Raw genomic sequence first — 25,283 nt, forward strand, 5'->3', positions numbered from 1 at the left:
ATGTAACGACAGCCAACTCTGATCGCCGTCTTTTGGTTGACATAGCTCCAAATGACATACGGGACACGAGGCAAGAGGCCCGATGCCCCCAACCGGCAAAGTGATTTCCGCCCCTTCAGACCCAGACGACACCTCGTGTCCTTGCGCACCAAGACCGAGAGAACAAACAACGGCCCCTTACGTTGACGTTGCCTTTAGCACTCACGCCGTCTGAGCCCCCTACTCATCAGGTGTGTTCGAAAGGCTCATCGCGCCAACCGCGATAGACAGCACGGCCCCAACGAAAAAGCCCCCCGAAACCGGAGGGCTTTTCATCTCAATCTATCTCATGTGGCTTAGTGACCGCCGGATAGAATTCCTGTGCGCACAGTGTAATCCGTAGCGATCTCGTAATCAGGATCATCATCACTATCGACCATCAAATGCCCTGCATTGGTCAGCAAACGATGACAGTCGTGGCTCAAGTGACGCAACTGAATTTCCTTGTCTGCTGCTTCAAATTTTGCAGCAACGCTTTCAATCGCGTTCAAGGCAGACTGATCCGCAACGCGACTGTCAGAGAAATCAACGATCACCGTTTTTGGGTCATTCGCTGGATCAAACAGCTCTTGAAACCCTTCAGCTGAGCCAAAGAACAAAGGCCCCTGAATCTGATACACTTTCGCACCCTCAGGTGTCTCATATGTCTTGGCGTGAATCCGTGACGCATTCTGCCAAGCATAGGCCAAAGCCGATACAACGACGCCCACAACCACAGCAATCGCAAGGTCTTCGAACACCGTCACCACGGTCACAAGCACGATCACAAAGGCGTCGATACGTGGCACCTTGCGCATCACTTTAAACGAATTCCACGCAAAGGTCCCGATCACCACCATGAACATCACGCCCACCAGCGCGGCCAATGGAATAACCTCGATCAGTGGTGACGCGATCATGATAAACGCCAACAAAAAGATCGCCGCTGAAAAGCCGGACAAACGTGTGCGTCCGCCCGATTTCACGTTGATCATCGATTGCCCGATCATCGCACAACCGCCCATGCCGCCAAAGAAACCGGTCACAACATTAGCCACGCCCTGTGCCACACATTCTTGAGACACGCCGCCGCGTTCGCCCTTGATCTCGCCCACAAGGTTCAGCGTCAAGAGGCTCTCGATCAAACCGATTGCCGCCAAAATTAACGCGTAGGGAAAGATCACATGCATCACATCAAAGAACTGTGGCATACTGTCAAACATCGGCACCATTGGAATGTGGAATTTCGGGAAACCACCCTCGATAGACGCCAAATCGCCCACGCGTGGCACTGGAATATCGAACACGATCACAACCACTGCCGTGACCAAAATGCCTGCCAAAGGCGCTGGGATCACACTGGTAAATTTGGGCAAGCCCCAGACAACAGCCATGGTCAACGCCACAAGACCCAGCATCATCGCCAATGTCCCCGCTGGCATCCACTGCATAGTGCCCGCTGCATCCGGCATCTTAAACTGCGTCATCTGCGCCAAGAAAATCACAATCGCCAAACCATTCACAAAGCCCAGCATCACAGGATGCGGCACAAGACGAATGAATTTACCCAAGCGGAACACTCCCGCCAAAATCTGCAAAATCCCCATCAACACCACAGTGGCAAACAGATATTCAACGCCGTGATCCGCGACCAAAGCCACCATCACAACCGCCAGCGCGCCCGTGGCCCCTGAAATCATCCCTGGACGCCCGCCGATGAGCGAGGTCACAAGCCCGACCATAAAGGCCGCGTAAAGACCGACAAGCGGGTTCACCCCCGCCACAAAAGCAAAGGCCACAGCCTCGGGCACCAAAGCCAAAGCCACGGTCAAGCCAGACAAAACATCCGTCTTGGCCTGCATCGGCGTCAGCCGCGTATTGCCACTATTCGGCAATGATAATTTCTCCGCAAAAGCGGCGAGTGTCGATTGTGTCACGGGAGTTCCCCAAATGTCTGATTGTACGTTTGCGCGCCATATAGCACGGGCTTTTGCGACTGTCACACATTCCGTTTGAGGCACAGATGTGCGCGCTAACATCTGTTGCACGAAAACTAGACAGTGTCGCCGACACACAGCATAGTTGCCAGACTGAGAGGTTGGGGTTTTATGCAAAGATTTGAAAGCTGGGACGAGATTGACGCGTACTATCAGGGTGGTTTGACCCTCGCTGAGCAAAAGCTGAAAATAGCTTTGGCCACGGGTGCACCCTGCACTCTAGGCGATTTACCAAATAAACCCGTTGACTGGAGCAAACCAGACCCAACCCGCCATATCCGCGCAGATGTCCTGCGCTACGCTCTAACACGTCCATTTGGTGCAGATGACGCAACGGAATTTGGTGTTTCACTCTACGGCGCAGCGATTTCTGGTGAGCTTGACCTGATAGATTGTACAATCCATGGCAACGCTTCCCTACGGCAGTGCCGCTTTCAGAAAATGTTATTTGCCGACCGCGCGCGTTTCATGAAGAACGTGAATCTTACGGGCAGTCATCTTCCAGCATTACTCGCACCTACCGCATACGTTAACGGGCAATTGATTTGTCGAGGAACTATATTTACAGCCAAACATGGTAGTGCACTCGACTTGCAAGGGATTGCGGTTGAACATGATGTGTTTTTGACTGGAGCCTCAGCGAATGCTTCCGTGGACTTAAACGGCGCAATAATTGGCGGGCAGCTCGGCCTCCGAGGCATGACATTATCAGTCAAAGCAGGACTAGCGCTTGACCTAGAAGGAGTGAAAATCGAATCTGGCTTCTTTTTTATCGATATCAAATCTGTAGTGGGATCAATTGATCTGAGCTCAGCCCATGTTGGCAATCTTGTCGATGACCCCGCCAGTTGGGACAAGGTAACGAATTTGATTCTAGACGGGTTCACCTATGATCGAATTTCCGGCAGCCAAAGCTCTACAGATTATAAAACGCGACTGCGCTGGCTTAAAACCAGCGACAACTCCACCGCTAAATTCCGCCCCCAACCCTACAATCAGCTTGCCAAAGTCTTGCGCGAAATGGGACATGAACGCGACGCGCGTGAGATCAAAGTCGTTCTGGCAGGCAAGCTCAAAACGCAAGACCGCAAAGAACGAGTTATCAAGCCAAATGGCAATTGGGGCGTCGGCGTTGCAAGCGCATGGCGTGACTTAAGCAACGCTGCACTTTGGATATGGCATGTGACGTCGCTGCGCTTCATCGGTCATGGATATAAACCTGAAAATGCCATTGCGGTTCTGCTGACACTCATCCTTTTCGCGTGGGGAGCGGCAGATCAGGCTTGGAAAGCAGGTGACTTTGCCCCCAATTCTGCGCTGATTCTCAATTCAGATGATTGGCGCGCGCTGAGCAATGCGCCACATCAAGCCCAAGCATGGGGTGAAACTGTCGTTGGCAAAGATTGGGAAAGTTTCAACAGCTTCGCTTATGCAGCCGATGTCGTGATCCCTATTGTTGATTTTAGCCAAACCCAAGCATGGGCACCGTCAACAAATCGCGGCCCTTGGGGCGCGACGCTTTGGTGGGCGCGTTGGCTTTTCACCGCTGCGGGCTGGATCATTTCTGCCTTGGGCGCGGCGGCGATCACGGGGGTTATTCGGCGCGAATAAGGGTGGATTTAATCAATCCACGCAATGCATTGCCGCAAAATATAGCCTCGGCACGTTCCAAATCCGGCAAGGTCAGCACAGCCTCAACAGCGCGGCCCGAATCCAACAGATCCGCCCGCAAGACACCGGGCAACAAGCCTGAGGTGAGCGGCGGCGTCAGCAATCTGTCGCCCTTTTGCACAAACACATTGGTGATCGTGCCTTCGCAGACCTCACCGCGTTCATTCAAGAATATCCACTCATCAATGCCCGCAGGCAGATTGCCCCGCGCAGTATCATAAAGTGCGCGCATAGTGGTTTTATGTCCCAACCAGAGATCCGCACTGTCAACGCGTTGATCGGCAATCGCGACGGTCCAGTGATCCGCAGTTTTTGCCAAGGGCCATTGCTCCAAAGCGCCCTGCCCGTCACGGTCTACAGTCAGGCGAATGCGCAAATCATGATCCGACGACACATCATTGATCAGAAATAAAAGCTGTTCTTTCGGAAAGGGAATCCCCAAAGCCGCGCAGGTGCCAGCCATGCGTGTAAGGTGACGATCCAACCGCTGCGCCCCCGTTTGCGCAGACCATCCCAGCGTTTCAATCACGCGAAACTCTTGGGGGGTGTTTGTTTGGGAAAGGCTCATAACCGCGCAAACTCCGCTTTCAACAAAGCCTCGTTATATTCCGACTCCGCTTGGCTATCATAGACCAACCCACCGCCCACATTCAGGTGGCCGATGTTCGATCCGGTCTCGAACACAAGCGTGCGAATGGCGACGTTGAATTCAGACGCCCCATCAGGCGCTATCCAGCCAATCGCACCGCAATAGGCCCCACGCGGCGCTTGTTCCAACTCTTCGATGATTTCCATTGCGCGAATTTTCGGCGCGCCAGTGATCGACCCGCAAGGGAACAAGGCTTTGCATAAGTCGTAAAAATCAGTGCCCGCCAACAGCTGCGCCGTGACGGTCGAAGTCATTTGATAGACGGTCTTATAGGCCTCGATGTCAAACAAGTTTGGCACTTTGACACTGCCCACTTCAGAGACGCGCGACAGGTCATTGCGCAACAAATCAACAATCATCAGGTTTTCAGCCTGATCTTTTTGGGACCCCATAAGCCAAGCTTTGGCAGCCGCGTCTTGCACGACATCTGCCCCTCGCGCCACGGTGCCCTTCATCGGACGCACGGTGATGCGGCCAGAAGCGTCAGTCTTAAAGAACAGCTCTGGCGAACGTGACAAAAGCGTATGGTGATCAGTTTCGATAAAAGCGCCAAACGGCACAGGTTGGCGCGCGCGCAAAGCATCATACAACTGACGCGCTGACCCGTCGCAATGCACAGCCATCGGAAAGGTCAGATTCACCTGATAACAATCGCCAGCCTCAATATAAGCTTTGGCACGATCGAAAGCGGTTGTGTAGCGTTCCAACGTCCAAGCTGGTGACAGGTCAGATTTCACATTTGCGACATTCTGAATTTCGTTCAAAGGCTTTGGCGCATCATAGACACCAAATTCCAACAATGGCAGCAGATCACCTGTTCGGGCAAAACGCTGCAATGCAGGATCAAGTAACATGCCCAATTCATACGACATATACCCCGCGAGCCACGCGCCTTGGGCTTGGGCATTTGCAACGGCTTTGAACGCAGCGGGTAGGTCATCTTTCGTATAGGCACGGATGATCGAAGACGGTGTATCAAACACCGTACCTTGCGCCGCCTTTGCACTGGACGCTGACGAGGCTGCCCCCGCAAGAGGGCCTGTGTCGAACTGTATACGCATCAAAACCTGCTCGTTTCACGGGCGCTTCTATTGCTTTTTGATCGGTTACGCCAGTCTGCAACACGCAGCCTTTAAACATATCGTGACTCGGGGCGCATTGTCCCTTTTCGCCAAAGGCAGAAGAGCTTAGGCTTTTATCAAATGCGAATATAAGGGGTCAAAATGGAACGCGTGATTGGTGTGATAGGCGGCTCTGGCGTCTACGAAATCGACGGGCTTGAAAACGCGGTTTGGCAAAAGGTCGAGACGCCTTGGGGCACCCCATCCGATGAAATTTTGACGGGCGTGTTGGATGGCGTAAAAATGGCTTTTTTGCCACGTCACGGCCGCGGACATGTTCACACGCCGACGACGGTTCCTTATCGGGCGAATATCGATGCGCTTAAACGACTTGGCGTGACAGATTTGCTGTCTGTTTCTGCCTGTGGATCGTTCCGCGAAGACATGGCACCGGGTGATTTTGTCATTGTTGATCAGTTCATTGACCGCACATTCGCGCGCGAAAAATCATTCTTTGGCACCGGCTGCGTGGCGCATGTATCCGTCGCACATCCAGTGTGCGAGCGCTTGTCAGGGCTGGCATACGAGGCTGCGCGCGCCACAGGCGTCACCGTGCACAAAGGCGGCACCTATTTGGCCATGGAAGGCCCGCAATTTTCCAGCATCGCAGAAAGCAAAATGTACCGCGCTTGGGGCTGTGACGTGATCGGCATGACCAATATGCCAGAGGCAAAACTGGCCCGAGAAGCTGAGATTTGTTACGCATCTGTGGCGATGATCACCGACTTTGACAGCTGGCATCCAGATCATGGTGCGGTGGACATCAACGCGATTATCGCCACGCTAGGGGCCAATTCAACCACTGCGAAATCTCTGGTTGCGGCGATGCCAAAACTTTTGGGCGCTGAGTACGCCCCCTGCGTGCATGGTTGCGACCGTGCATTGGAATACGCCGTGATGACAGCGCCACACAAACGCGACCCTGCGCTTGTTGCCAAACTTGATGCGGTCGCGGGCCGTGTTTTGAAAGGATAGAGCTATGCCCTTTGATCTTTGGATTGCCTTTGCCACAGCCTCTCTTGCTTTGATTATCATTCCTGGCCCCACAGTATTGCTGGTGCTGTCATATGCTTTGGGGCAAGGGCGGCGCGTGGCCGTGGCCAGTGCCGTGGGGGTTGGGCTGGGCGATGTGTTGGCCATGACCGCGTCACTGCTGGGGCTTGGCGTGCTGATCATGACCTCTGCTCTTGCCTTTACTGTGATCAAATGGATCGGGGGTGCCTATCTTTTATACCTTGGGGTCAATATGTTGCGCTCGGCTGGATCAGCGCAAATGGGCAGTTTGATGCGCACTGAAAACGTGAGTGAACGCAAAGTGTTTTCCCACGCTTTTATCGTAACTGCGTTGAACCCCAAAAGCATTGGTTTTTTCATCGCTTTCGTGCCGCATTTCATCACAGCAGAGGCAGCATTAGCACCACAATTTACAGTGATGATCGCGACCTTCGCCTCGCTCGGTTTTTTGAATGCTCTGTGTTACGCCTTGCTCGCGGGCAGTTTGCGCAACACAATCGCAACACCGCGCGTTTTACGTAATTTGACACGTGGCGGCGGGCTTGCCTTGATTACAATGAGCGCTTTAACCGTCAGCCTGAAACGCAGCTAAACGCATCATTGACCGAAGGACTTCTCAATGAAAACCGTCAAAGATTACATCCGCACTATCCCTGACTTTCCGCACGAAGGGATCATGTTTCGCGATGTCACCACCTTGTTTGCCGACCCGCGCGGAATGCGTTTGACCATCGATCAAATGCTTGCGCCTTATGTCGGCATGCAGATTGACAAGGTTGTGGGACTTGAGGCGCGTGGATTCATTTTGGGGGGCGCAGTAGCGCATCAATTATCTGTGGGGTTTGTGCCGGTGCGCAAAGCTGGCAAATTGCCGGGCGCTGTGATTTCGCAAGACTATCAATTGGAATATGGCCAAGCGACGGTTGAGTTGCACGAAGATGCGATTGAAGCGGGCGAGAAAATCTTGGTCGTTGACGATCTTTTGGCCACAGGTGGCACGGCAGAAGCGGGGATAAAGCTGATCGAACGTCTGGGCGGTGAAATTCTGAGCTGTGCCTTTATCGTGGATTTGCCCGAACTTGGCGGGCGTCACAAACTGGAAGCCTTGGGATATGACGTCAAAACATTATGCGACTTTGAAGGCAGCTAAGGCAGCATCTTCCTATGCTGCAGGTTACCTATGTGTTTGCAAAGTGTTTGCGAAATCACGCGGGCCTGAGTACCGCCCCTGGGTTCATAATGCCTTTTGGATCAAGCGCCTGCTTGATCGCCCGCATCGCAGCCAGTTTTACGGGGTCTTGGTAACGCTCTAAATCTGCGACTTTCAATCGCCCAACGCCATGCTCTGCGCTGACGGAACCGTCATATGCGTGGGTCAAATCATGCACGCATTTTTTCACAGCCCCGCGAATGTCATCAAATTCTGCCCGGTCCCGCCCTTTTGCGGGGAAGACGTTGTAGTGCAGGTTTCCATCGCCCAAATGACCGAAACAATTGACCCTCACATCGCCTAAAGCCTGAAGCTTGGCGATGCCTTCAGGGATAAAGTCGGGAATGCGCGACAAAGGGATCGAAATATCATGTGACGAAATAGACCCGATGTGACGATTGCCTGTCGGGATATTTTCACGCACGGACCAAAACGCTTGGCGCTGCGCCTCGTTTTGCGAAATCACCCCATCGGACACCAAGCCCGCCTCAGATGCGGCCTCAAACAAGCCCAAAAGCATATCCTTAGGATCGCTGTCGCCAGAGAGCCCCAGATCGATCAACACGCACCAATCAGGCCTTTTTTCAAAAGGTTGACGCACATCGGGCAGTGTCTCGGCCAAAAAATCCAAACCGACGCCAGAGATCATTTCGAAAGCAGATATGCCCTCACCCAAAGTTTGCTGCGCCAATGCCAGCAGATCAATCGCGCCCTGTGGATCATCCACAACCAAGATCGCAGCTGCCTCGTGTCGGGGGCGCGGAAACAATCGCAGGGTCGCGGCCGTGATGATGCCAAGCGTACCTTCAGAGCCGATCATCAGGTTTTTCAAATCATACCCTGTGTTATCTTTGCGCAGTCGTTTGAGACCATTCCAAATCGTACCATCGGCCAAGACAACTTCGAGCCCCAAACACAAATCGCGGGTATTACCATAGCGTAGCACATTCAAACCGCCAGCATTGGTCGCAAGATTTCCGCCAATGCGACAGGTGCCCTCGGATGCCAAAGACAGTGGGAACAACCGATCAACAGATTCAGCCGCCGCCTGCACATCGTGTAAAATCGCGCCCGCTTCGACCACCATCGCGTTCTCTGATAGGTAGATTTCACGCACGGCAGTCATACGTTCCAGCGACATGACAACTGGCGCGGGCCCGTCATAAGCCACCTGCCCCAACACCAACCCTGTACCACCGCCAAGTGGGACAATACCGACACCGGCGGCATGACATAATTTTACGATTTTTGAGACTTCACAAACAGTACGCGGCATCGCCACAGTTGCGCTTAGCCCTTGATGACGCCCACGCGGGTCATCCAATTCGCCGTCATTTTGCGCCCGAAACGTCCCTTTGGGCAACGCGGCATACAGGTGATCCAGAAACTCTGATGTGGCGATGGAGGTCATATGAAATCTCCTATGAGATAAAAGCTGTTTTTTTAGGCTTGAGCCAAAGCCGTGCGATGACGACACAAATAGAGATTTCTGACCGTCCTCACCGTGGCGTTAGGCCAATCCCACTTGGGTCGGCCCACGACGATCGTTACGCAAAAAGGCGTAAAGCACATGATTGCGCCAGCGGCCGTTGATCTGCAAATAGGACTGCGCCACACCTTCATATTTAAAGCCAGCCTTTTCCAAGACCCCGCGCGAGGCGGTGTTTTCTGGTAAGCAGGCAGCTTCAACTCGGCTCAAGTCCAGTTTGCTAAAAGCATAGTGCACAACGCCGCTGAGCGCCTCACGCATATAGCCTTGGCGGGCAAAATCTGCGCCGATCCAATAGCCAACGGTGCCCGCTTGCGCAGGACCACGACGTATATTGTCCAACGTCAAAGCACCAAGCAATGCGCCATCTTCGCGGCGGGTCAAAAACAGCGGCAGAGCGGTTTCAGATGCCACAGAACGCTGCGCCCAGTACACGCGATTGGTGAAACCTTTGCGCGATAAATGATCTGACGACCATGTTGGTTCCCAAGGCTGCAAAAAAGGTGCGCCATTGGCGCGCAGCTCGCACCAAGCGCGATAATCCCCATGCACGGGCAAACGCAGCGTCATGCGCTCTGTTTCGATCCGAACCTTGGGGCGACGCGCAAACATTATGCAATAAGCCTTGCCTTGAGAGCATCCAAAGATGGCGCGGTTTCAGCGGGTCCGTAAAGGGCCATCGCTGCACGTCCCATCCCCATTTGACCGATAAAATCGCGCACGCCTTGGGTGGTGACGGCATCAATTTTCGCTACAGTTTCAGACAGGCTGGGCACCCGATCCCAAATACCGATCATCCGTGCATTGCGTTCAACGCGTGACCCCGGGCTTTCCAAGCCCATCAAAAGTCCCGCTTTGATCTGCGCGCAAGCGCGCTGGACTTCGGCATCTGACATATCGTCTGCTGCGCGTTTCAATTCGTCCATGGTCAATTCAGTCAGCTGCGCCACATCTTCGCCAGAGGTGCCGGCATAAATAGTAGTCACACCGGTGTCAGAGTAGGCACCGCTTTGGGCGTAAATCGTATAACACAGGCCTTTTTGTTCACGCACGGATTGGAACAGACGCGAGGACATGCCGCCACCAAGCGCCGTGGTCGCGGCCTGTGCGATGTAGATGTCTTTGTCGCGGTAGCTTGGTCCCTCAAAGGCGATGGCGACATGGACCTGCTCAAGATCCTTATTTACGCGATGTTCGCCGCCAACAAAACTAGCGGGATCGATGTGATCGCTGCCATGGGCCGTCAAATGGCCAAACAGCATTTCAGCCTCAGCAACAATTTTGTCGTGATCGACATTGCCAGCGGCGGACAAGACCATGCGCTCGGGCGAGTAGTGTTCTTGCACAAAACCCGCAAGGTCGTCACGGGTGAAGGCCCGCACGCGCTCTTCAGGTCCTAGAATGGTCCGCCCAACGGCCTGATCAGGGTATGACACGCCTTGCAACCAATCGAAAATAATATCGTCAGGCGTATCAAGAGCTTGGCCGATTTCTTGCAAAATCACACCACGTTCGACCTCAAGTTCCCGCGCATCAAAAATCGGGTTCAACACGATATCAGCGATCACATCCAGCGCCAAAGGCACGTCCTCTTTGAGCACACGCGCATAATAAGCTGTGGTTTCACGCGAGGTATAGGCATTCAGGTATCCGCCCACGTTTTCAAGAACCTCAGCGATTTCCAAAGGGCTGCGACGTGCAGTGCCTTTGAACGCCATATGTTCCAAAAAATGCGCGATGCCATTTTGCTCTAGACGCTCATGCCGCCCTCCCGCTTGGACCCAAACACCAATTGAGGCGCTTTCCATTGAAGGCATATGTTCGGTCACGATGCGTAGGCCATTGCTGAGCCGGTGTGTTTTGAGGCTCAAGAAATGCGCTCCTTCACTAGAGATTTAAGACCCGCCAGATCGTTTGGCACCACTGTGAACCGTTCATCACGGTCAAAAAGGTCGGCCATATGCATGGGCAGATCGGGGTGAACACCGCAGGCCGCTTTGACGGCCGCAGGGAATTTCGCAGGATGTGCTGTGGCCAATGTGACCATTGGCACGTCGGATAGGTTTTCTTCTGCGACTTTCACGCCAACGGCAGAATGCGGGCACAGGACTTCGGTCGTACGGACCTGCATATCTTTGATGGTTGCTGAGGTCTCATCTTCGGACGCGCGCCCAGAGGTGAACGTATCACGCAAAGATTCCATCGCCCCTTGCGAGACTTTGAATTCGCCTGATTTCAACTCATCCATCAGGTGCGCAACGGCACCGCCATCGCGGCCATACGCGTCAAACAAGGCACGCTCAAAGTTGGACGACACTTGAATGTCCATTGACGGTGACATCGACGGTGTCACGCCTTCTTTGGTGTAGGCGCCGGTTTTCATCGTGCGGTGCAGGATATCGTTTTGGTTGGTGGCGATCACCAGTTTTTCAATCGGCAGGCCCATTTTCTTGGCGATGTAACCAGCAAAGATATCACCGAAATTGCCTGTCGGCACGGTGAAGGACACTTTGCGGTGCGGCGCGCCCAAGGACACGGCAGATGAGAAATAGTATACAACTTGCGCCAAAACGCGGGCCCAGTTGATCGAATTCACCGCTGCGAGTTTCACCCCATCGCGGAAATCGATATCGGCGAACATCTCTTTCAATGCCGCTTGGCAATCATCGAAATCGCCTTCAACCGCCAGCGCGTGGACATTGCTTTCGACAGGAGTGGTCATCTGACGACGCTGGACATCAGAGACACCGCCATGCGGATACATGATAAACACATCTACATTGGACAAGCCTTTAAAGGCTTCAATCGCGGCAGAGCCTGTATCGCCAGAAGTCGCGCCCACGATGGTCACGCGTTTGCCAGAGCGCAACAAAGCCGCTTGGAACAACTGGCCGATGAGTTGCATGGCGAAGTCTTTGAACGCCAGTGTCGGACCGTGGAACAGCTCAAGTAGGAAATGGTTGGACCCAAGCTGCACAAGCGGCGCGCGGGCGTCATGGCCAAAACCAGCGTAAGATTTCGCTATGATGTCTTTGAATTCTGCATCAGTGAAGGTATCGCCGATGAACGGCTTCATCACTCGAAACGCAATTTCTTCATAGGACAGACCTGCCAAAGCAGCGATTTCGTCCGCAGTCATGGTCGGAATGGTTTCAGGCACATAGAGACCGCCATCAGAGGCCAGTCCAGTGAGCATTGCGTCTTCGAAATTCAAGGCGGGCGCGGTGCCGCGTGTAGAGATATATCGCATGGGGCCCTATCAGAGTTGGGATCGCGTTAAACAGTTCGGGTTTTGATACGCCACAGAAGGAAGAGTGTCATCCCCAACCAGACAAGAGCGAGAGAAAACCATGTAATTGCGTAACCAAGGTGGTCATTTTTGATACCCGTGATGCCCACAGGCATGGCTTCAATGCCCTGCCCCGTGTCGGCACGCGCGACGATTAGAACTTCGGCAGTGCCCAAAGCGCGAGCCATGGCGGCGATATCGCGCCCGAACCAGATGTTTTCAGACGTATCAGGTTCAGGGGTTGAACTGTTCATATCATCCGGCCAATGCAGATTTCCAGTAATGGTCGCAGGACCGCTGGCGCGAAACACATCTTTGGCCTCTGGTTTGATAAACCCACGATCCAGCAACACCCGCCGCCCGTCATCCAATTCAAACGGCGCAATCACGCGGTAGCCTGCCCCGATTTCCAAACGCGACACCAGCACGTGCAGTTCGTCTTGCCCGATGGTGCCTGTGGCTGTGACCGGCAGGTATTTCATATCGGTTGAAATCAGTGTTGGCACAGGCACGGGATCGGCTGCAATTTCGGCGGTGATTTCGGCCAAAATACCTTGTTTCCACGCCAATCGCTGCACCTGCCACATGCCAAGCCAAAGCAAAATAACGATACCAATCACACCCATCAATATAGGGCCGATCATGCGTTTGATCACAGGTTTGATCATGAGACGTTCCTTTGGAATGCAAAAGGGCGCAGCTGGTGCCGCGCCCTTGTAACCTGATTATTACGTAAGGCGAAGCCTCAGCGCAGGGTTATTGGCCCCAGATGTAGACAGCTACGAACAGGAAGAGCCAAACCACATCCACAAAGTGCCAGTACCAAGCGGCAGCTTCAAAGCCGATGTGATCGTCTGGTGTAAAGTCACCTTTGATCGAGCGCACGAGGCAGATGGTCAGAAAGATTGTCCCCACAAGAACGTGGAAGCCGTGGAACCCTGTGGCCATAAAGAAGCCACCAAAGAACACGTCGCCGCCGAATGTCCAACCCTCATGGACCAAAAGTTCATAGTACTCATAGGCTTGGAACATAGTGAACACAGCGCCAAATCCAACACCGATGGCCAGTCCAGCCACCAAGTCTTTGCGCACGTTGCCGTGCACCAACGCGTGGTGCGCCCAAGTGACTGCACAGCCTGACAAGAGCAACAGCAATGTGTTGATCAATGGCAGGTGGAACGCGTCGACCGGAATGATTTCAGGTTTGACGTATTCTGTGCCCGCGTATTCATACATCGGGTAAATCGCGCTTTTGAAAAACGCCCAGAACCAAGCCACAAAAAACATGACTTCGGACATGATAAACATGATGAAACCATAGCGCAGACCGATACGCACAACAGGCGTGTGATCGCCAGCTTTGTTTTCCAAAATCGTTTCACGCCACCAAGCCCACATCACATAGAGCACGCCCAAAAGACCAGCCAAGAACATAAATGGCGTGCCTTTGGCCATCCACATGACAGCGCCAAAGAACATGATAAAGGCTGCAACAGAACCCATAAGTGGTTTCGTTGATGGTGGCAGAATGTGATAATCGTGGTTCTTTACATGAGCCATAGTCTTGCGTCCCTCTCCCTTGGGGTATTTTCCCTAATGGGTTCAGTTAAGATCTGTAACCTTAGGCGTGTCGCTTTGCAAAGCGGCAAGTTCCTCGGGCAGATCGGTTTCGTAGAATGTATAAGACAAAGTGATGCGATGTACATATTTCGCATCACGGTCTGTGGTGATTTCGGGGTCCACGTAGAACGTCACGGGCATCAACACGGTTTCGCCGGGCTGAAGCACCTGTTCTGTGAAGCAAAAACAATCGATCTTGGTGAAAAATCCGCCTGCCTCGTAGGGGGCGACATTATAGGACGCTGTGCCAGCAATGACACGATCTGTCGGGTTGTGCGCCTCATAGAATGCCAAACCGGTTTCACCAATGCGAATTTTCATCTCGCGCTCAACAGGCTTGAAAGACCACGCCATGCTGGGGTCTGTATTGGCGTCAAAGCGGATTTTGATCGTCTCGTCTAAAATGACGTCAGACCCAGCATCGGCTTCCAATGTGGTGCCCCCAAAACCGGTGACGGCGCAAAACCAGCTGTAGAACGGCACCGATGCCCATGCCAAAGCGCCCATGGTGAACACAACACCAACGAGCTTAAGAACCGTTTTTTGTGGACCATCCATCGCCATTAGTTGTGCGCCTCTGCAGAGCCGATATTGCTGATCGGGGTGGTTGTCACTTTCACCATGGTCAAGCCAAGGATCAACACAACGAAGGCAGCCAACACCAACCCAAGGCCAACATTGCGCGACTTGCGCCGCTTGTGAATTTCGTGAAGTTTGGTGATCGCCATCTTAGAAAATTCCCCCAATGCCCATGCCGTCAAAAAGACCGCTGAGCATTCCGTCGAACATGAGCGCAGTGAAATGCGCGAAAAGATAGGCCAAAGACAGCTTAAAGAAAGACCGTTCTGCTTTGAAATTATCCGCTTTAGACGCGGCATCATCACGGCGCCAAATTTTTACAGCCCCCAAGATGAACAAGGTGTTCATGACCAAAAACGCGGCAAGATAGACCCAGCCTGCGATTGACGTGAACAGCAACGCACCCGCGGTGACAGCCAAAAGCAACGTGTAGACAAGAATATGATTACGCGTGACGCGTGTGCCATGCGTCACAGGTAGCATCGGCACTTTTGCCTTGCCGTAATCCGAGTTCATGAACAAGGCCAAAGCCCAAAAATGCGGCGGCGTCCACATAAAGGTCAAAGCAAACATCAAGGTGCTCGCGATGGTGATATCGCCGGTGACAACAGCCCAACCGATCATCGGAGGAAAAGCACCAGCGGCCCCGCCAATCACGATATTCTGTGGTGTCGAGCGCTTCAGCCACATGGTGTAAATCACCACGTAGAAAAAGATCGTAAAGGCCAAAAGCCCAGCAGCAACCCAATTGGACGCCAGCCCCAGCATGATCACAGAAAATGCAGACAACGTCAGGCCGATGGCCAAAGCTTCGCCTTCGGTCACTTTGCCGGCAGGAATGGGGCGACCTTGGGTGCGCTTCATCACGCGGTCGATGTCTGCGTCATACCACATATTCAACGCACCAGAGGCACCGCCACCAATCGCGATACATAGCACGGAAAAGAACGCCACAAACGGATGCACCGATCCGGGCGCGACTATAAGCCCGACCATCGCGGTGAACACGACAAGCGACATCACGCGTGGCTTCAACAGCGCAAAGAAATCGCCAAAGCTCGCTTCCTTATCGTCGTCAAGTGTTATGGTTGCGTCGGTCATGTGGTGCCTTGCTTTTGGTGCCTGCGGACCTGCATCGCCGTATCGGCGACACTAATTCGCATGAGATAGAACAGTCAGCGGGCGGGGCGATGATCTTCGCCCGCGCCCTGATGTCGCAGTGATAGCTTACTCAGCAGAGGCCAGTTGGATCGACTGCTCGCCCGCATCCAAAGAGGCGTATTCTTCAATAGCGCCCGCCAACCATGCATCGTAATCTTCTTGTGAGACAACTTTCACAGTGATCGGCATGTAGGCGTGGTCTTTGCCGCACAACTCAGAACACTGACCAAAGAAGGTACCAGTTTTCTCAGCGTTAAACCAAAGCTCAGCAACACGGCCAGGAACCGCATCTTGTTTCACGCCAAAAGATGGCATCGCCCAAGAGTGGATCACGTCCGCACCAGTGACGCCCATAACAACCGTGGTGCCAACAGGCACAACAACAGCTGTGTCAGTCGCCAAAAGGTAGAGGCTTTGGTCGTAACCTGCTGCTTCCAGTTCATCGCGCTCAAGTTTGTAGCTATCAAATGCGAAACCTTCGTCAACATATTCATAGCCCCAGTACCACTGGTAGCCCGTCACTTTGATGTAAAGATCACCTTCGGGAATTTCTTGCTGCTTGAACAAAACTGGCAAAGAGAACGCGCCGATACCGACCAAGATCAGAATCGGGATCAATGTCCAAGCAATCTCGATGGTCGTGTTATGCGTAAAGCTTGCAGGGTTTGCGTTGGCGCGGCGGTTGTAGCGCACCATCACCCAAACCAACAAAATACAAACGAACAATGTGATCAGGCCCGTGATCCATAAAAGCAAGTGGTCCAAGCCTTGCAAATCGCGTGCAAGCTCGGTTGCGGCAGGTTGGAAACCCATTTTACCGTTCACCGGCGCACCCAGCAATTCACCGGCTTGCTGCGCCATGGCGGCACCTGAAACGGTGGTGGCTAAAACTGTGGCGGCAAAGCCGGACAAAAAGCGTTCTGTGCGCATGTTCTTTTCCCATTTTGCAAGCGCAACAGTGATATGTGCGCCGCAGTGCCTGATGTTCAGGCGAATTTCGTTTGAGTCTTGCCCCCCAAAAACCATATTACTCGGCGTGGGACAAGATTTCCGCGCCGCCATTGACCGTGTTTTTTGATTTAGATCAAGTCCCCAAGGAGAAAATAGATGACAACGAGACGTTTTGACCCATTCGAAACCCTGTTGGATCAGGCCTCAGCCCTATCGATCTTGCAAAATGCCACAGCAGGCGCAGATGATGGCGAGCTTTTCTTTGAGCGCCGCACATCTGAGGGCATTGTGCTAGACGACGGGCGAATCCGCAATGCCACATATGACGCATCTGAGGGATTCGGTCTGCGTGCAGTGCGTGGCGAGACCGCAGGCTACGCCCATTCCACCGAAATTTCCGAATCGTCGCTCATACGCGCAGCTGAAACCGCGCGTCTGGCCGTGGGCGCGGGGGGCGGCACCCTGGCAGATGGCCCACGCGCCACCAACGTCAAGCTTTACACCGACGAGAACCCAATGGACGGGGCGGCTTTCGAGGTCAAAATCGACACGCTCAAAGAAATCGACGATTTCTTGCGCGCCCTTGATCCGCGTGTGGTGCAAGTCTCGGCCTCGATGGCGGCCTCACATCAAGAAGTGTTCATCTTGCGCCCCGATGGTACGCTCGTGTCCGACCAACGCCCAATGGCACGTCTCAATATTTCAGTCATCGTTGACAAAGATGGCCGTCGCGAAAGCGGTTCAGCTGGCGGTGGTGGGCGCACAGGTCTTTTGGGCATGCTCGCTCCTGATCATTGGAAATCCGTCGCCATCGAGGCCCTGAGGATCGCTTGCGTCAACCTAGAGGCCATCCCTGCCCCCGCTGGCGTGATGGATGTGGTGCTTGGCAATGGTTGGCCCGGTATTCTTTTGCACGAAGCCATTGGTCACGGGCTTGAGGGCGATTTCAATCGCAAAGGCACATCCGCTTTCGCAGGCCTCTTGGGCAAACAGATCGCAGCCAAAGGCGTCACAGTTTTGGACGATGGCACCATTCCTGATCGCCGTGGGTCTATTTCTGTCGATGACGAAGGCACGCCCAGCGCCAAGAACACCTTAATCGAAGACGGCGTTCTGGTCGGCTATATGCAAGACCGCCAAAACGCCCGCCTTATGGGCGTCGAGGCCACAGGCAACGGACGTCGTGAAAGCTACGCGCACACGCCCATGCCGCGCATGACCAACACGTATATGTTGGGTGGTGACTCTGCGCCTGAAGACATTGTTGCCAGTCTCAAAGACGGTATTTACGCGGTCGGGTTTGGCGGTGGACAGGTCGACATCACCAATGGCAAATTCGTGTTCTCTTGCACCGAAGCCTACCAAGTCAAAAACGGCGTGGTTGGCGCCCCCGTCAAAGGGGCCACTTTGATCGGCGATGGCGCGACATCCCTTAAGCACATCCGTGCCCTCGGCAATGACATGGCACTCGATCCCGGTATGGGCAACTGCGGCAAGGCGGGCCAATGGGTGCCAGTCGGGGTCGGCCAGCCCACGACATTAATCGGCGAATTGACCGTTGGCGGCTCTGCTACCTGAGTCGCAAAGGTTAACGCTTGCAATCTCGCGTTATAGAAATCTGAGACTTAAGGCGGTCTTCGGGCCGTCTTTTTGCAATTGTTCTGCTCTAGTCACGATATATTTGCGACAAAATCGCTTGAATTCAGGAAGATACAGAAAAATTCGATAAATTTGAGGATTGTTGAGTAACGGTAACGGCTCATTAACCAATTTGCGCGATGGTGTAACTGCAAGAGACGGAGAGAGCTGGTCAATATGGATTTCATCCCTTCCCACCACCCCCTCACCCCACCCCACACTGCGGAAGATCGCGCCATCTGGCTCCGCCTCTTGCGATCACGCCGTGTTGGCGTATCAACCTTTTATCGCCTCATGAATGACCACGGATGTGCCGCAGCTGCGTTGACGGCTTTGCCCGAAATTGCGCGAGAAGCAGGTGTGAGCGGCTATCAAACCTGCCCCATGGCTGTCGTCGACAAAGAACTCAAAGCGGGCCGCAAAGCGGGCGCGCGGCTGGTGGCCATTGGTGACACGGATTATCCAGCCGCCCTTGCCTTGACCCCTGATGCCCCGCCGCTGCTGTGGGTCAAAGGCGATCTGTCCTTGTTTGAACGTCCGATGATTGCCCTTGTGGGCGCACGCAATGCCTCATCTTTGGGGCTGCGTATGGCGCGTGCTTTGTCGCGTGATTTGGGAGACGAAGGCTTTGGCATCGTCTCTGGCATGGCGCGTGGCATTGATGCTGCCGTACATGAGGCTGCTTTGAAGACAGGCACCATCGCCGTGCTGGGTGGCGGGTTGGATGTGATCTATCCCGCTGAAAACAAAGAACTATACGCCAAAATCGCCAACACCGGTGTTGTCGTGTCCGAACAACCCATGGGCATGAAACCCTTTGCGCGGCATTTCCCGATGCGCAATCGCATCGTTTCTGGCATGGCCTTGGCCACCGTCGTAATCGAAGCAGCTGCCAAATCCGGCTCGCTGTTGACCGCAGGCAATGCGATGGAACAAGGCCGTGACGTCATGGCCGTTCCAGGCCACCCGTTTGATGGGCGCTCGTCAGGGTGCAATAACCTGTTGCGCGATGGGGCCAGTTTGGTTCGCGGATCGCGTGATGTAATAGATGTACTGGCCAGTGCATCGCCCTTGGCGATCACCGCGATGGACACGCCTGAGGACGCGCTTGTGCCAATTGAGCCCGAGATGCGCAGCTTTGAGGACCATGCCACCTTGCACAGTGAAATCCTGTCCCGTTTGGGCGGCGCTGCGGTGGCCGAAGACCAGTTGATCCGCGACATCGGGGCGCGTGCCGAAGAGGTGAGTTCCCAGATTATGACGCTGGAACTCGACGGCCAAATCCTGCGCAAAGCCGGTGGTCTTTTGGCCCGTGCCTAATCGCGCGATACGCGATGTTTTAAACATTTGCACAACAGTTAGGCGCGTCTTTGCAAGCTTTTAAACCTTTCCCCTGTTGTCAGTTTACATGTTTTAAAGGTCAATTTCCGAGGGAGATGACCAGTTCGCGGTTAACCTTGATGAATAGATTCTAAGCCTCCCGTACGCTGGGGGCAGAAACGCGCCATTTAAATTAAATTTATCCAACTTCCCCAAGCAAAGTTAGCGCAAAGCTTTTGACGCCTGAAGAATGAAGTCATTTAAAGCCGCGATACGCGAGATTTCAGTTCGCCTCTTACGGGATATAATCCACAAGTCATGATACCGTCGTGTCGGCAGCGAAAAGATCGCCAGTTGTTGTTTTCCTTGAAAAGCATCCACGCCGGATTTGGGCAATATTGTATAGCCAAGCCCCTGCGCAACAGGCAGCGGGATTTGTCCAATCTGGTTGACGAATGTCCTAACTTTAAGGTGATCAGAGCCTTTGTAGTCCTGTGGAAAGTTCCGCGAAAACAAGTCATCCGCATATGCATATCCGTCAGGGTGCGCGACGAAGCCCAGCTCATTCAATTGGGCTAGGTCGAGATCTCGCTTGGCATAGGATTGCGGGACCACCAAACACAGCTCTTCACGGGTCAATTCTTGTGCCTCGAGATGCGGATGGCTGATAGGTTCGGCGATAACCCCCAAATCAAATGCGCCACTCAAAACGGCCGACACGATACTTGTATGCGGCGCTGCCGTCACATTGATGCTAAGATCGGGGGCCAGTCGCATCCGGTCAAGAAGATGCGGATAAAGCCACATGGCAAAACTGCCGGAACACCCAATGCTGACTTCACCGACGTTTGGATCATCGAAATTGATTATGTCTTTCAACTCGCGCTCTTGCTGACGCCGCGCAATGCCAACTGCCAGCACGGCTTCGCCAGCTTGCGTGAGGGTAAAAGATTTTCCATCCTTTAAAATCAGTGGCTGACCGACTTGTGATGCCAATTTGTGCAAATGCTGCGACACACCCGGCTGGGTCATGCCCAACAGGTCTGCCGTGCGCGTGAAATGCCCCACATCGCAAAGCGCCGTAAACGTTTCTAACCACGTGGCGTTCAGCATTATCAACTCAAAATATTATGAAAATCATGCAAAATGATAATTTTTATTACAGTCACAGTCCATCTAAATCTCTTTCGACACCCTCGAAAGGAAACACTATGCAACCAACGCCACGCTCATTCTCTCATATCGGCCTATCTGTTCCAGATTTGGACAAGGCGATTGAATTCTACAGCAACGTCCTTGGCTTTTATGTCATCATGGACCCCACGATCATTGTCGAAGACGACAGTGACATCGGTCAGATGTGTTCCGATGTTTTTGGCACAGGCTGGGGCCGCATGCGTATCGCGCATTTGGCAACGGCTGATCGCATCGGGTTTGAGCTGTTCGAATTCGAAGGACACGAAGCCCCCAAAGAAAACTTCAATTTCAGACAACACGGTACGTTCCATTTTGCTATTCAAGACCCGAACCTTGAAGACCTATTGGCAAAGATCGTCGCAGCAGGCGGCAAGCAACGCATGCCTGTACGTGAATATTTTCCAGACGAGAAACCCTATCGCATGGTTTATGTCGAAGACCCTTTTGGAATTGTCTTTGAACTCTACAGTCACAGCTATGAGCTGACATATTCCAACGGCGCATATACCTGAACATAACTCCGGCATTCACGCGTTATGTGAATGTCGGCACTTTTGACATCATACCTGCCCCGCACTGAGGCGCGGAGCAATGGGCCTTGGGACGATGAGGCGCGATACGAGCGCAAAAGCGAACAGAGTGAAAAGCGTCATCACCGCTGTTCTGTTGTAAAATCATGCCAAAAATCGGGCGCTATTTGATTGTGCAGCAAAGATATTAACGTCTTATCACGATCTTTCATTGACAATCCGCAGTTGCGCAAACCATCTTGCCCCGCCATAAGGCCATCGTAGTCGTATCAAAGGATCTATCATGCCAGTTGTCGTCGTCGAATCTCCTGCCAAGGCCAAAACGATCAATAAATACCTTGGAAGTGACTACACGGTTCTGGCGTCCTACGGCCACGTGCGCGACCTGCCAGCCAAAAACGGATCGGTCGATCCGGACAACGATTTCGAAATGATCTGGGACATCGGCGCACAAAGCCGCCCGCATGTGAAAGCCATCGCGGACGCTTTGAAAAACGACGACGTATTGATTCTCGCGACCGACCCCGACCGCGAAGGCGAAGCGATTTCATGGCATCTGCAACAGGCGCTGACCAAACGTCGCGCGATTAAAAAATCCACCGCAGTGTCGCGCGTCGTGTTCAACGCGATCACCAAAACGGCCGTCACTGAGGCGATGAAAAACCCGCGCCAAGTCGATGTGCCGCTGGTCGATGCCTATTTGGCCCGTCGCGCTTTGGACTATTTGGTGGGCTTTAACCTGTCGCCTGTGTTGTGGCGCAAATTGCCCGGCGCGCGCTCTGCTGGTCGTGTGCAATCGGTGTGCCTGCGATTGATCGTAGAACGTGAAGACGAGATCGAAGCGTTCAATCCGCAAGAATACTGGACCGTCAAAGCCATGCTCGAGACCCCACGCGGGCAGCAGTTTGAAGCACGTTTGACGCATCTTTCAGGCAAAAAACTTGATAAATTCGACTTGGGCGATCGCCTATCGGCTGAGATGGCCGTGCAAGCCGTATCGTCGCGCGATCTGAAAATCGCGTCAGTCGAGGCCAAACCGGGCACGCGCAATCCATCCGCGCCCTTTATGACATCGACCCTGCAACAAGAGGCCAGCCGCAAATTCGGCATGGGCGCACGTCAAACGATGAACGCAGCCCAACGCCTGTATGAAGCGGGTCTGATCACCTATATGCGGACCGACGGCATCGATATGGCGCCCGAGGCCATCACCGAGGCGCGCGACGCGATCAAAGCGCGCTACGGCGATAAATATGTGCCCGCCTCTCCACGTGTGTACAAAAACAAAGCCAAAAACGCGCAAGAAGCGCACGAATGTATCCGCCCGACAGAATTGAACAAAGGCCCCAAAGAGGCCGCGCTGAGCGACAGCGACCAAGCCAAACTGTATGATCTGATTTGGAAACGCACCATTGCGTCGCAAATGGAAGCGGCTCGACTGGAACGCACCACGGTCGACATCGCCTCGGCTGACCATGAGGTCGTTTTGCGCGCCACGGGTCAAGTCGTGGCCTTTGATGGCTTTATGGCGGCCTACACCGAGGGCAAAGATGACGCGGAAGGCGAAGAAGACAGCGCGCGCCTGCCCCAGATCATGAAAGATGAACCCGCTAAAAAAGTCGCGGGCGCTTTGAAATCTGACGCGGACGGCAAAGAGGCCGCTTTGGGGGGCAGCGATTCGGTGCTCGGCATGCAGCACCACACCAACCCGCCGCCACGCTACACCGAGGCAACGCTTGTCAAACGCATGGAAGAGCTCGGCATCGGCCGCCCGTCCACCTATGCCTCTGTTTTGACAACGATTGTTGAACGCGAATATGTGCGAAAAGAACAAAACCGCCTGTTCCCTGAGGACAAAGGCAAAATCGTTACGATCTTTTTGATGAACTTCTTTCGCAAATATGTCGGCTATGAATTCACCGCCGATCTGGAAGGCGAACTGGATTCCGTCTCTGCGGGTGAGATGAATTATAAAGACGTGCTGAATCGGTTCTGGCGTGATTTCTCTGCCGCGATTTCGGAAACCTCTGATCTGCGCATCTCGGAAGTGCTCGACAAATTGGACGAAGCCCTGACACCAACGCTGTATCCACCTCGTGAAGACGGCACAGATCCGCGCGCCTGCCCCAAATGTGGCGTCGGCAGCCTGCACCTGAAAACCTCGCGCTCTGGCGGTTTTGTCGGCTGTTCCAACTATCCTGAATGCCGCTACACCCGTCCGATTTCGGGCGAAGGCGCTGAAAGCTATGAAAAGGTTCTGGGCGAAGACAACGGCGATGAAATCTCCCTGCGTTCTGGTCGGTTCGGCCCTTATGTGCAACGCGGCGAAGCCACGCCCGAGAACAAAAAGCCACCTCGGACATCTTTACCAAAAGGCTGGGCGCCCGAAAGCATTGATCTGGAAAAAGCGCTTTTGCTGCTGAATCTGCCACGCGAGATTGGCCCGCACCCTGATGGGGGCGTGATTGCCGCCAACTTGGGTCGCTTTGGTCCCTATTTGATCCACCAATTGCCCGACGAGGAAAAACCTGTCTACGCCAACCTCAAAGAAACCAGTGAAGTGTTTGAAATTGGTATGAATTTGGCGATGGAAATGATCACCCATAAGCGCGAAAACCCTGGTCGCGGACGCACAGTGGCCAAGGCGCTGAAAGAATTGGGCGATCATCCTGATGGTGGTCCGATCAAAGTGATGGACGGCAAATTCGGGCCTTATGTAAAATGGGAAAAGGTCAATGTGACCCTGCCCAAAGAGATCAAGCCCGAGGACATCACCGTTGCGCAAGCGCTGGAATTGATTGAGACGAAAAAACCGGCCAAGAAAAAAGCGCCTGCCAAAAAGAAAGCTGCGCCGAAAAAAGCCGCGGCCAAAAAACCAGCCGCAAAAAAAGCACCCGCCAAAAAGCCTGCCGCGAAAAAAGACAGCTAAGTCCCATACCAAAACAAGCACCAAACGATACGGGCGCGATATATAGTTGCGCCTGTCACGCTTTTAGGTGCGACATATTGCGCACAGACATGCATCATAAATCGATGTTGCAGTGCAGCAATCCATTGACACTCGCCCGTCAATTGCGTCCAATCGCGCAAATCTGACTGTTAGGGAGAGAGCGTCATGAAAAAAGTTTACGGATCCGCAGCCGAGGCCTTAGACGGCATAGTGCATGACGGCATGTTGATTGCCGCAGGCGGTTTTGGCCTCTGTGGCATCCCTGAGCTTTTGATCGAGGCTTTGGTCGAAAGCGGCGTCAAGGATTTGACCGTGGCCTCAAACAACGCAGGCGTTGACGATTTCGGCCTAGGCAAGCTGTTGGCCACCCGCCAAATCAAGAAAATGATGTCGTCTTACGTGGGTGAGAACGCCGAATTCATGCGTCAGTATTTAAGCGGTGAGTTGGAATTGGAATTCAACCCCCAAGGCACATTGGCCGAACGCATGCGCGCAGGCGGCGCGGGCATTCCGGGCTTTTACACCAAAACAGGTGTCGGCACGGTGATCGCTGAGGGCAAAGACGTAAAATCATGGAACGGCCAAGATTACATTTTGGAAGAGGGTATTTTTGCCGATATCTCCATCGTGAAAGCATGGAAAGCTGATGCCACAGGCAATGCGATTTTCCGCAAAACAGCACGCAATTTCAACCCGCCAGCGGCGATGTGCGGCAAAATCTGCATCATGGAAGTCGAAGATATTGTGCCTGTAGGGTCGCTTGATCCAGACGCGATACACCTGCCCGGCGTCTATGTGCACCGTATCATTCAAGGCCAACACGAGAAACGCATTGAGCAGCGCACAACGCGCCCAGCCGCCTAATCGGCACAGCAGGCC

23 protein-coding genes are annotated in these 25,283 nt (G+C 53.6%); 9 read left to right on the plus strand and 14 right to left on the minus strand.

What is annotated here, in order from left to right; translation table 11 throughout:
- Window positions 1-335: 335 nt before the first annotated feature.
- Window positions 336-1,880 (minus strand): SulP family inorganic anion transporter, encoded by a 1,545-nt coding sequence (locus KO503_RS13380; RefSeq protein ID WP_215992085.1) that lies wholly within the window; start codon window positions 1,878-1,880, stop codon window positions 336-338.
- Window positions 1,881-2,126: 246 nt separating this feature from the next.
- Here KO503_RS13380 and KO503_RS13385 point away from each other — a divergent pair, with 246 nt between their 5' ends.
- Window positions 2,127-3,626, plus strand: coding sequence for a pentapeptide repeat-containing protein (locus tag KO503_RS13385; RefSeq protein ID WP_215992056.1), 1,500 nt, complete (start codon window positions 2,127-2,129; stop codon window positions 3,624-3,626).
- On the opposite strand, the gene KO503_RS13390 is transcribed toward KO503_RS13385, so the two are convergent.
- A complete protein-coding gene (locus KO503_RS13390) occupies window positions 3,610-4,254 on the minus strand; it encodes an aminotransferase class IV family protein (protein ID WP_215992057.1) in 645 nt (214 codons plus the stop codon). The genes KO503_RS13385 and KO503_RS13390 overlap by 17 nt on opposite strands.
- A complete protein-coding gene (locus tag KO503_RS13395; RefSeq protein WP_215992058.1) occupies window positions 4,251-5,396 on the minus strand; it encodes an aminodeoxychorismate synthase component I in 1,146 nt (381 codons plus the stop codon). Before KO503_RS13395 ends, KO503_RS13390 begins: the two co-directional genes overlap by 4 nt.
- Before the next feature lie 162 nt (window positions 5,397-5,558).
- Here KO503_RS13395 and KO503_RS13400 point away from each other — a divergent pair, with 162 nt between their 5' ends.
- From KO503_RS13400 to KO503_RS13410, 3 genes are read left to right on the plus strand one after another with little or no spacing between them, the layout of a single operon-like run.
- Window positions 5,559-6,431: an S-methyl-5'-thioadenosine phosphorylase gene (locus KO503_RS13400; protein WP_215992059.1), complete on the plus strand. Its 873-nt coding sequence runs from the start codon at window positions 5,559-5,561 to the stop codon at window positions 6,429-6,431.
- 4 nt (window positions 6,432-6,435) lie between these two features.
- The gene (locus tag KO503_RS13405) at window positions 6,436-7,062 is read left to right on the plus strand and encodes a LysE family translocator (RefSeq protein WP_215992060.1); all 627 of its coding nucleotides are present in this window, start codon (window positions 6,436-6,438) and stop codon (window positions 7,060-7,062) included.
- Window positions 7,063-7,089: 27 nt separating this feature from the next.
- Window positions 7,090-7,620: an adenine phosphoribosyltransferase gene (locus KO503_RS13410; RefSeq protein ID WP_215992061.1), complete on the plus strand. Its 531-nt coding sequence runs from the start codon at window positions 7,090-7,092 to the stop codon at window positions 7,618-7,620.
- A 55-nt stretch (window positions 7,621-7,675) separates the two neighbouring features.
- Here KO503_RS13410 and KO503_RS13415 read toward each other — a convergent pair whose 3' ends face one another.
- The 10 genes from KO503_RS13415 to coxB form a co-directional block, all read right to left on the minus strand.
- Window positions 7,676-9,091 carry an FAD-binding oxidoreductase gene (locus KO503_RS13415; protein WP_215992062.1) on the minus strand — a complete coding sequence of 472 codons (1,416 nt, stop codon included), beginning with the start codon at window positions 9,089-9,091 and terminating at the stop codon, window positions 7,676-7,678.
- 99 nt (window positions 9,092-9,190) lie between these two features.
- On the minus strand, window positions 9,191-9,781 hold the full coding sequence (locus KO503_RS13420) for a GNAT family N-acetyltransferase (RefSeq protein ID WP_215992063.1): 591 nt from the start codon (window positions 9,779-9,781) through the stop codon (window positions 9,191-9,193).
- Window positions 9,781-11,040, minus strand: coding sequence for a M16 family metallopeptidase (locus KO503_RS13425; RefSeq protein ID WP_215992064.1), 1,260 nt, complete (start codon window positions 11,038-11,040; stop codon window positions 9,781-9,783). Before KO503_RS13425 ends, KO503_RS13420 begins: the two co-directional genes overlap by 1 nt.
- Window positions 11,037-12,419, minus strand: a complete 1,383-nt coding sequence (thrC, locus tag KO503_RS13430) for a threonine synthase (RefSeq protein ID WP_215992065.1) — start codon at window positions 12,417-12,419, stop codon at window positions 11,037-11,039. The genes KO503_RS13425 and thrC overlap by 4 nt, the downstream gene beginning before the upstream one ends.
- Before the next feature lie 26 nt (window positions 12,420-12,445).
- Window positions 12,446-13,126: an SURF1 family protein gene (locus KO503_RS13435; RefSeq protein ID WP_252731086.1), complete on the minus strand. Its 681-nt coding sequence runs from the start codon at window positions 13,124-13,126 to the stop codon at window positions 12,446-12,448.
- An 88-nt stretch (window positions 13,127-13,214) separates the two neighbouring features.
- Window positions 13,215-14,018 carry a cytochrome c oxidase subunit 3 gene (locus KO503_RS13440; RefSeq protein ID WP_215942105.1) on the minus strand — a complete coding sequence of 268 codons (804 nt, stop codon included), beginning with the start codon at window positions 14,016-14,018 and terminating at the stop codon, window positions 13,215-13,217.
- A gap of 42 nt (window positions 14,019-14,060) precedes the next feature.
- Window positions 14,061-14,642 carry a cytochrome c oxidase assembly protein gene (locus KO503_RS13445; RefSeq protein ID WP_215992066.1) on the minus strand — a complete coding sequence of 194 codons (582 nt, stop codon included), beginning with the start codon at window positions 14,640-14,642 and terminating at the stop codon, window positions 14,061-14,063.
- Entirely contained in the window at window positions 14,642-14,806 is a 165-nt protein-coding gene (locus KO503_RS13450; protein ID WP_215992067.1) for a cytochrome C oxidase assembly protein, read from the minus strand. Before KO503_RS13450 ends, KO503_RS13445 begins: the two co-directional genes overlap by 1 nt.
- A 1-nt stretch (window position 14,807) precedes the next feature.
- Entirely contained in the window at window positions 14,808-15,758 is a 951-nt protein-coding gene (gene cyoE, locus KO503_RS13455) for a heme o synthase (RefSeq protein WP_215992068.1), read from the minus strand.
- Between the two features lie 126 nt (window positions 15,759-15,884).
- The gene (coxB, locus tag KO503_RS13460; RefSeq protein WP_215992069.1) at window positions 15,885-16,748 is read right to left on the minus strand and encodes a cytochrome c oxidase subunit II; all 864 of its coding nucleotides are present in this window, start codon (window positions 16,746-16,748) and stop codon (window positions 15,885-15,887) included.
- Between the two features lie 177 nt (window positions 16,749-16,925).
- On the opposite strand from coxB, the gene tldD reads away from it, so the two are divergent.
- Window positions 16,926-18,347, plus strand: coding sequence for a metalloprotease TldD (gene tldD, locus KO503_RS13465; protein ID WP_215992070.1), 1,422 nt, complete (start codon window positions 16,926-16,928; stop codon window positions 18,345-18,347).
- A gap of 237 nt (window positions 18,348-18,584) precedes the next feature.
- Window positions 18,585-19,727 (plus strand): DNA-processing protein DprA, encoded by a 1,143-nt coding sequence (dprA, locus tag KO503_RS13470; RefSeq protein WP_215992071.1) that lies wholly within the window; start codon window positions 18,585-18,587, stop codon window positions 19,725-19,727.
- A gap of 222 nt (window positions 19,728-19,949) precedes the next feature.
- Here dprA and KO503_RS13475 read toward each other — a convergent pair whose 3' ends face one another.
- Complete coding sequence (locus KO503_RS13475) at window positions 19,950-20,840, minus strand: LysR family transcriptional regulator (RefSeq protein WP_215992072.1); 891 nt, start codon at window positions 20,838-20,840, stop codon at window positions 19,950-19,952.
- 98 nt (window positions 20,841-20,938) lie between these two features.
- On the opposite strand from KO503_RS13475, the gene KO503_RS13480 reads away from it, so the two are divergent.
- The 3 genes from KO503_RS13480 to KO503_RS13490 all read left to right on the plus strand — a co-directional run bounded on the left by KO503_RS13480 (window position 20,939) and on the right by KO503_RS13490 (window position 25,268).
- Entirely contained in the window at window positions 20,939-21,436 is a 498-nt protein-coding gene (locus tag KO503_RS13480; protein WP_215992073.1) for a lactoylglutathione lyase family protein, read from the plus strand.
- A 301-nt stretch (window positions 21,437-21,737) separates the two neighbouring features.
- A complete protein-coding gene (gene topA, locus KO503_RS13485) occupies window positions 21,738-24,383 on the plus strand; it encodes a type I DNA topoisomerase (protein WP_215992074.1) in 2,646 nt (881 codons plus the stop codon).
- Window positions 24,384-24,569: 186 nt separating this feature from the next.
- Entirely contained in the window at window positions 24,570-25,268 is a 699-nt protein-coding gene (locus KO503_RS13490; RefSeq protein ID WP_215992075.1) for a CoA transferase subunit A, read from the plus strand.
- Window positions 25,269-25,283: the final 15 nt, after the last annotated feature.

This window comes from Pacificibacter marinus, assembly GCF_018860505.1.
GTDB classification, from domain to species: domain Bacteria; phylum Pseudomonadota; class Alphaproteobacteria; order Rhodobacterales; family Rhodobacteraceae; genus Celeribacter; species Celeribacter marinus_B.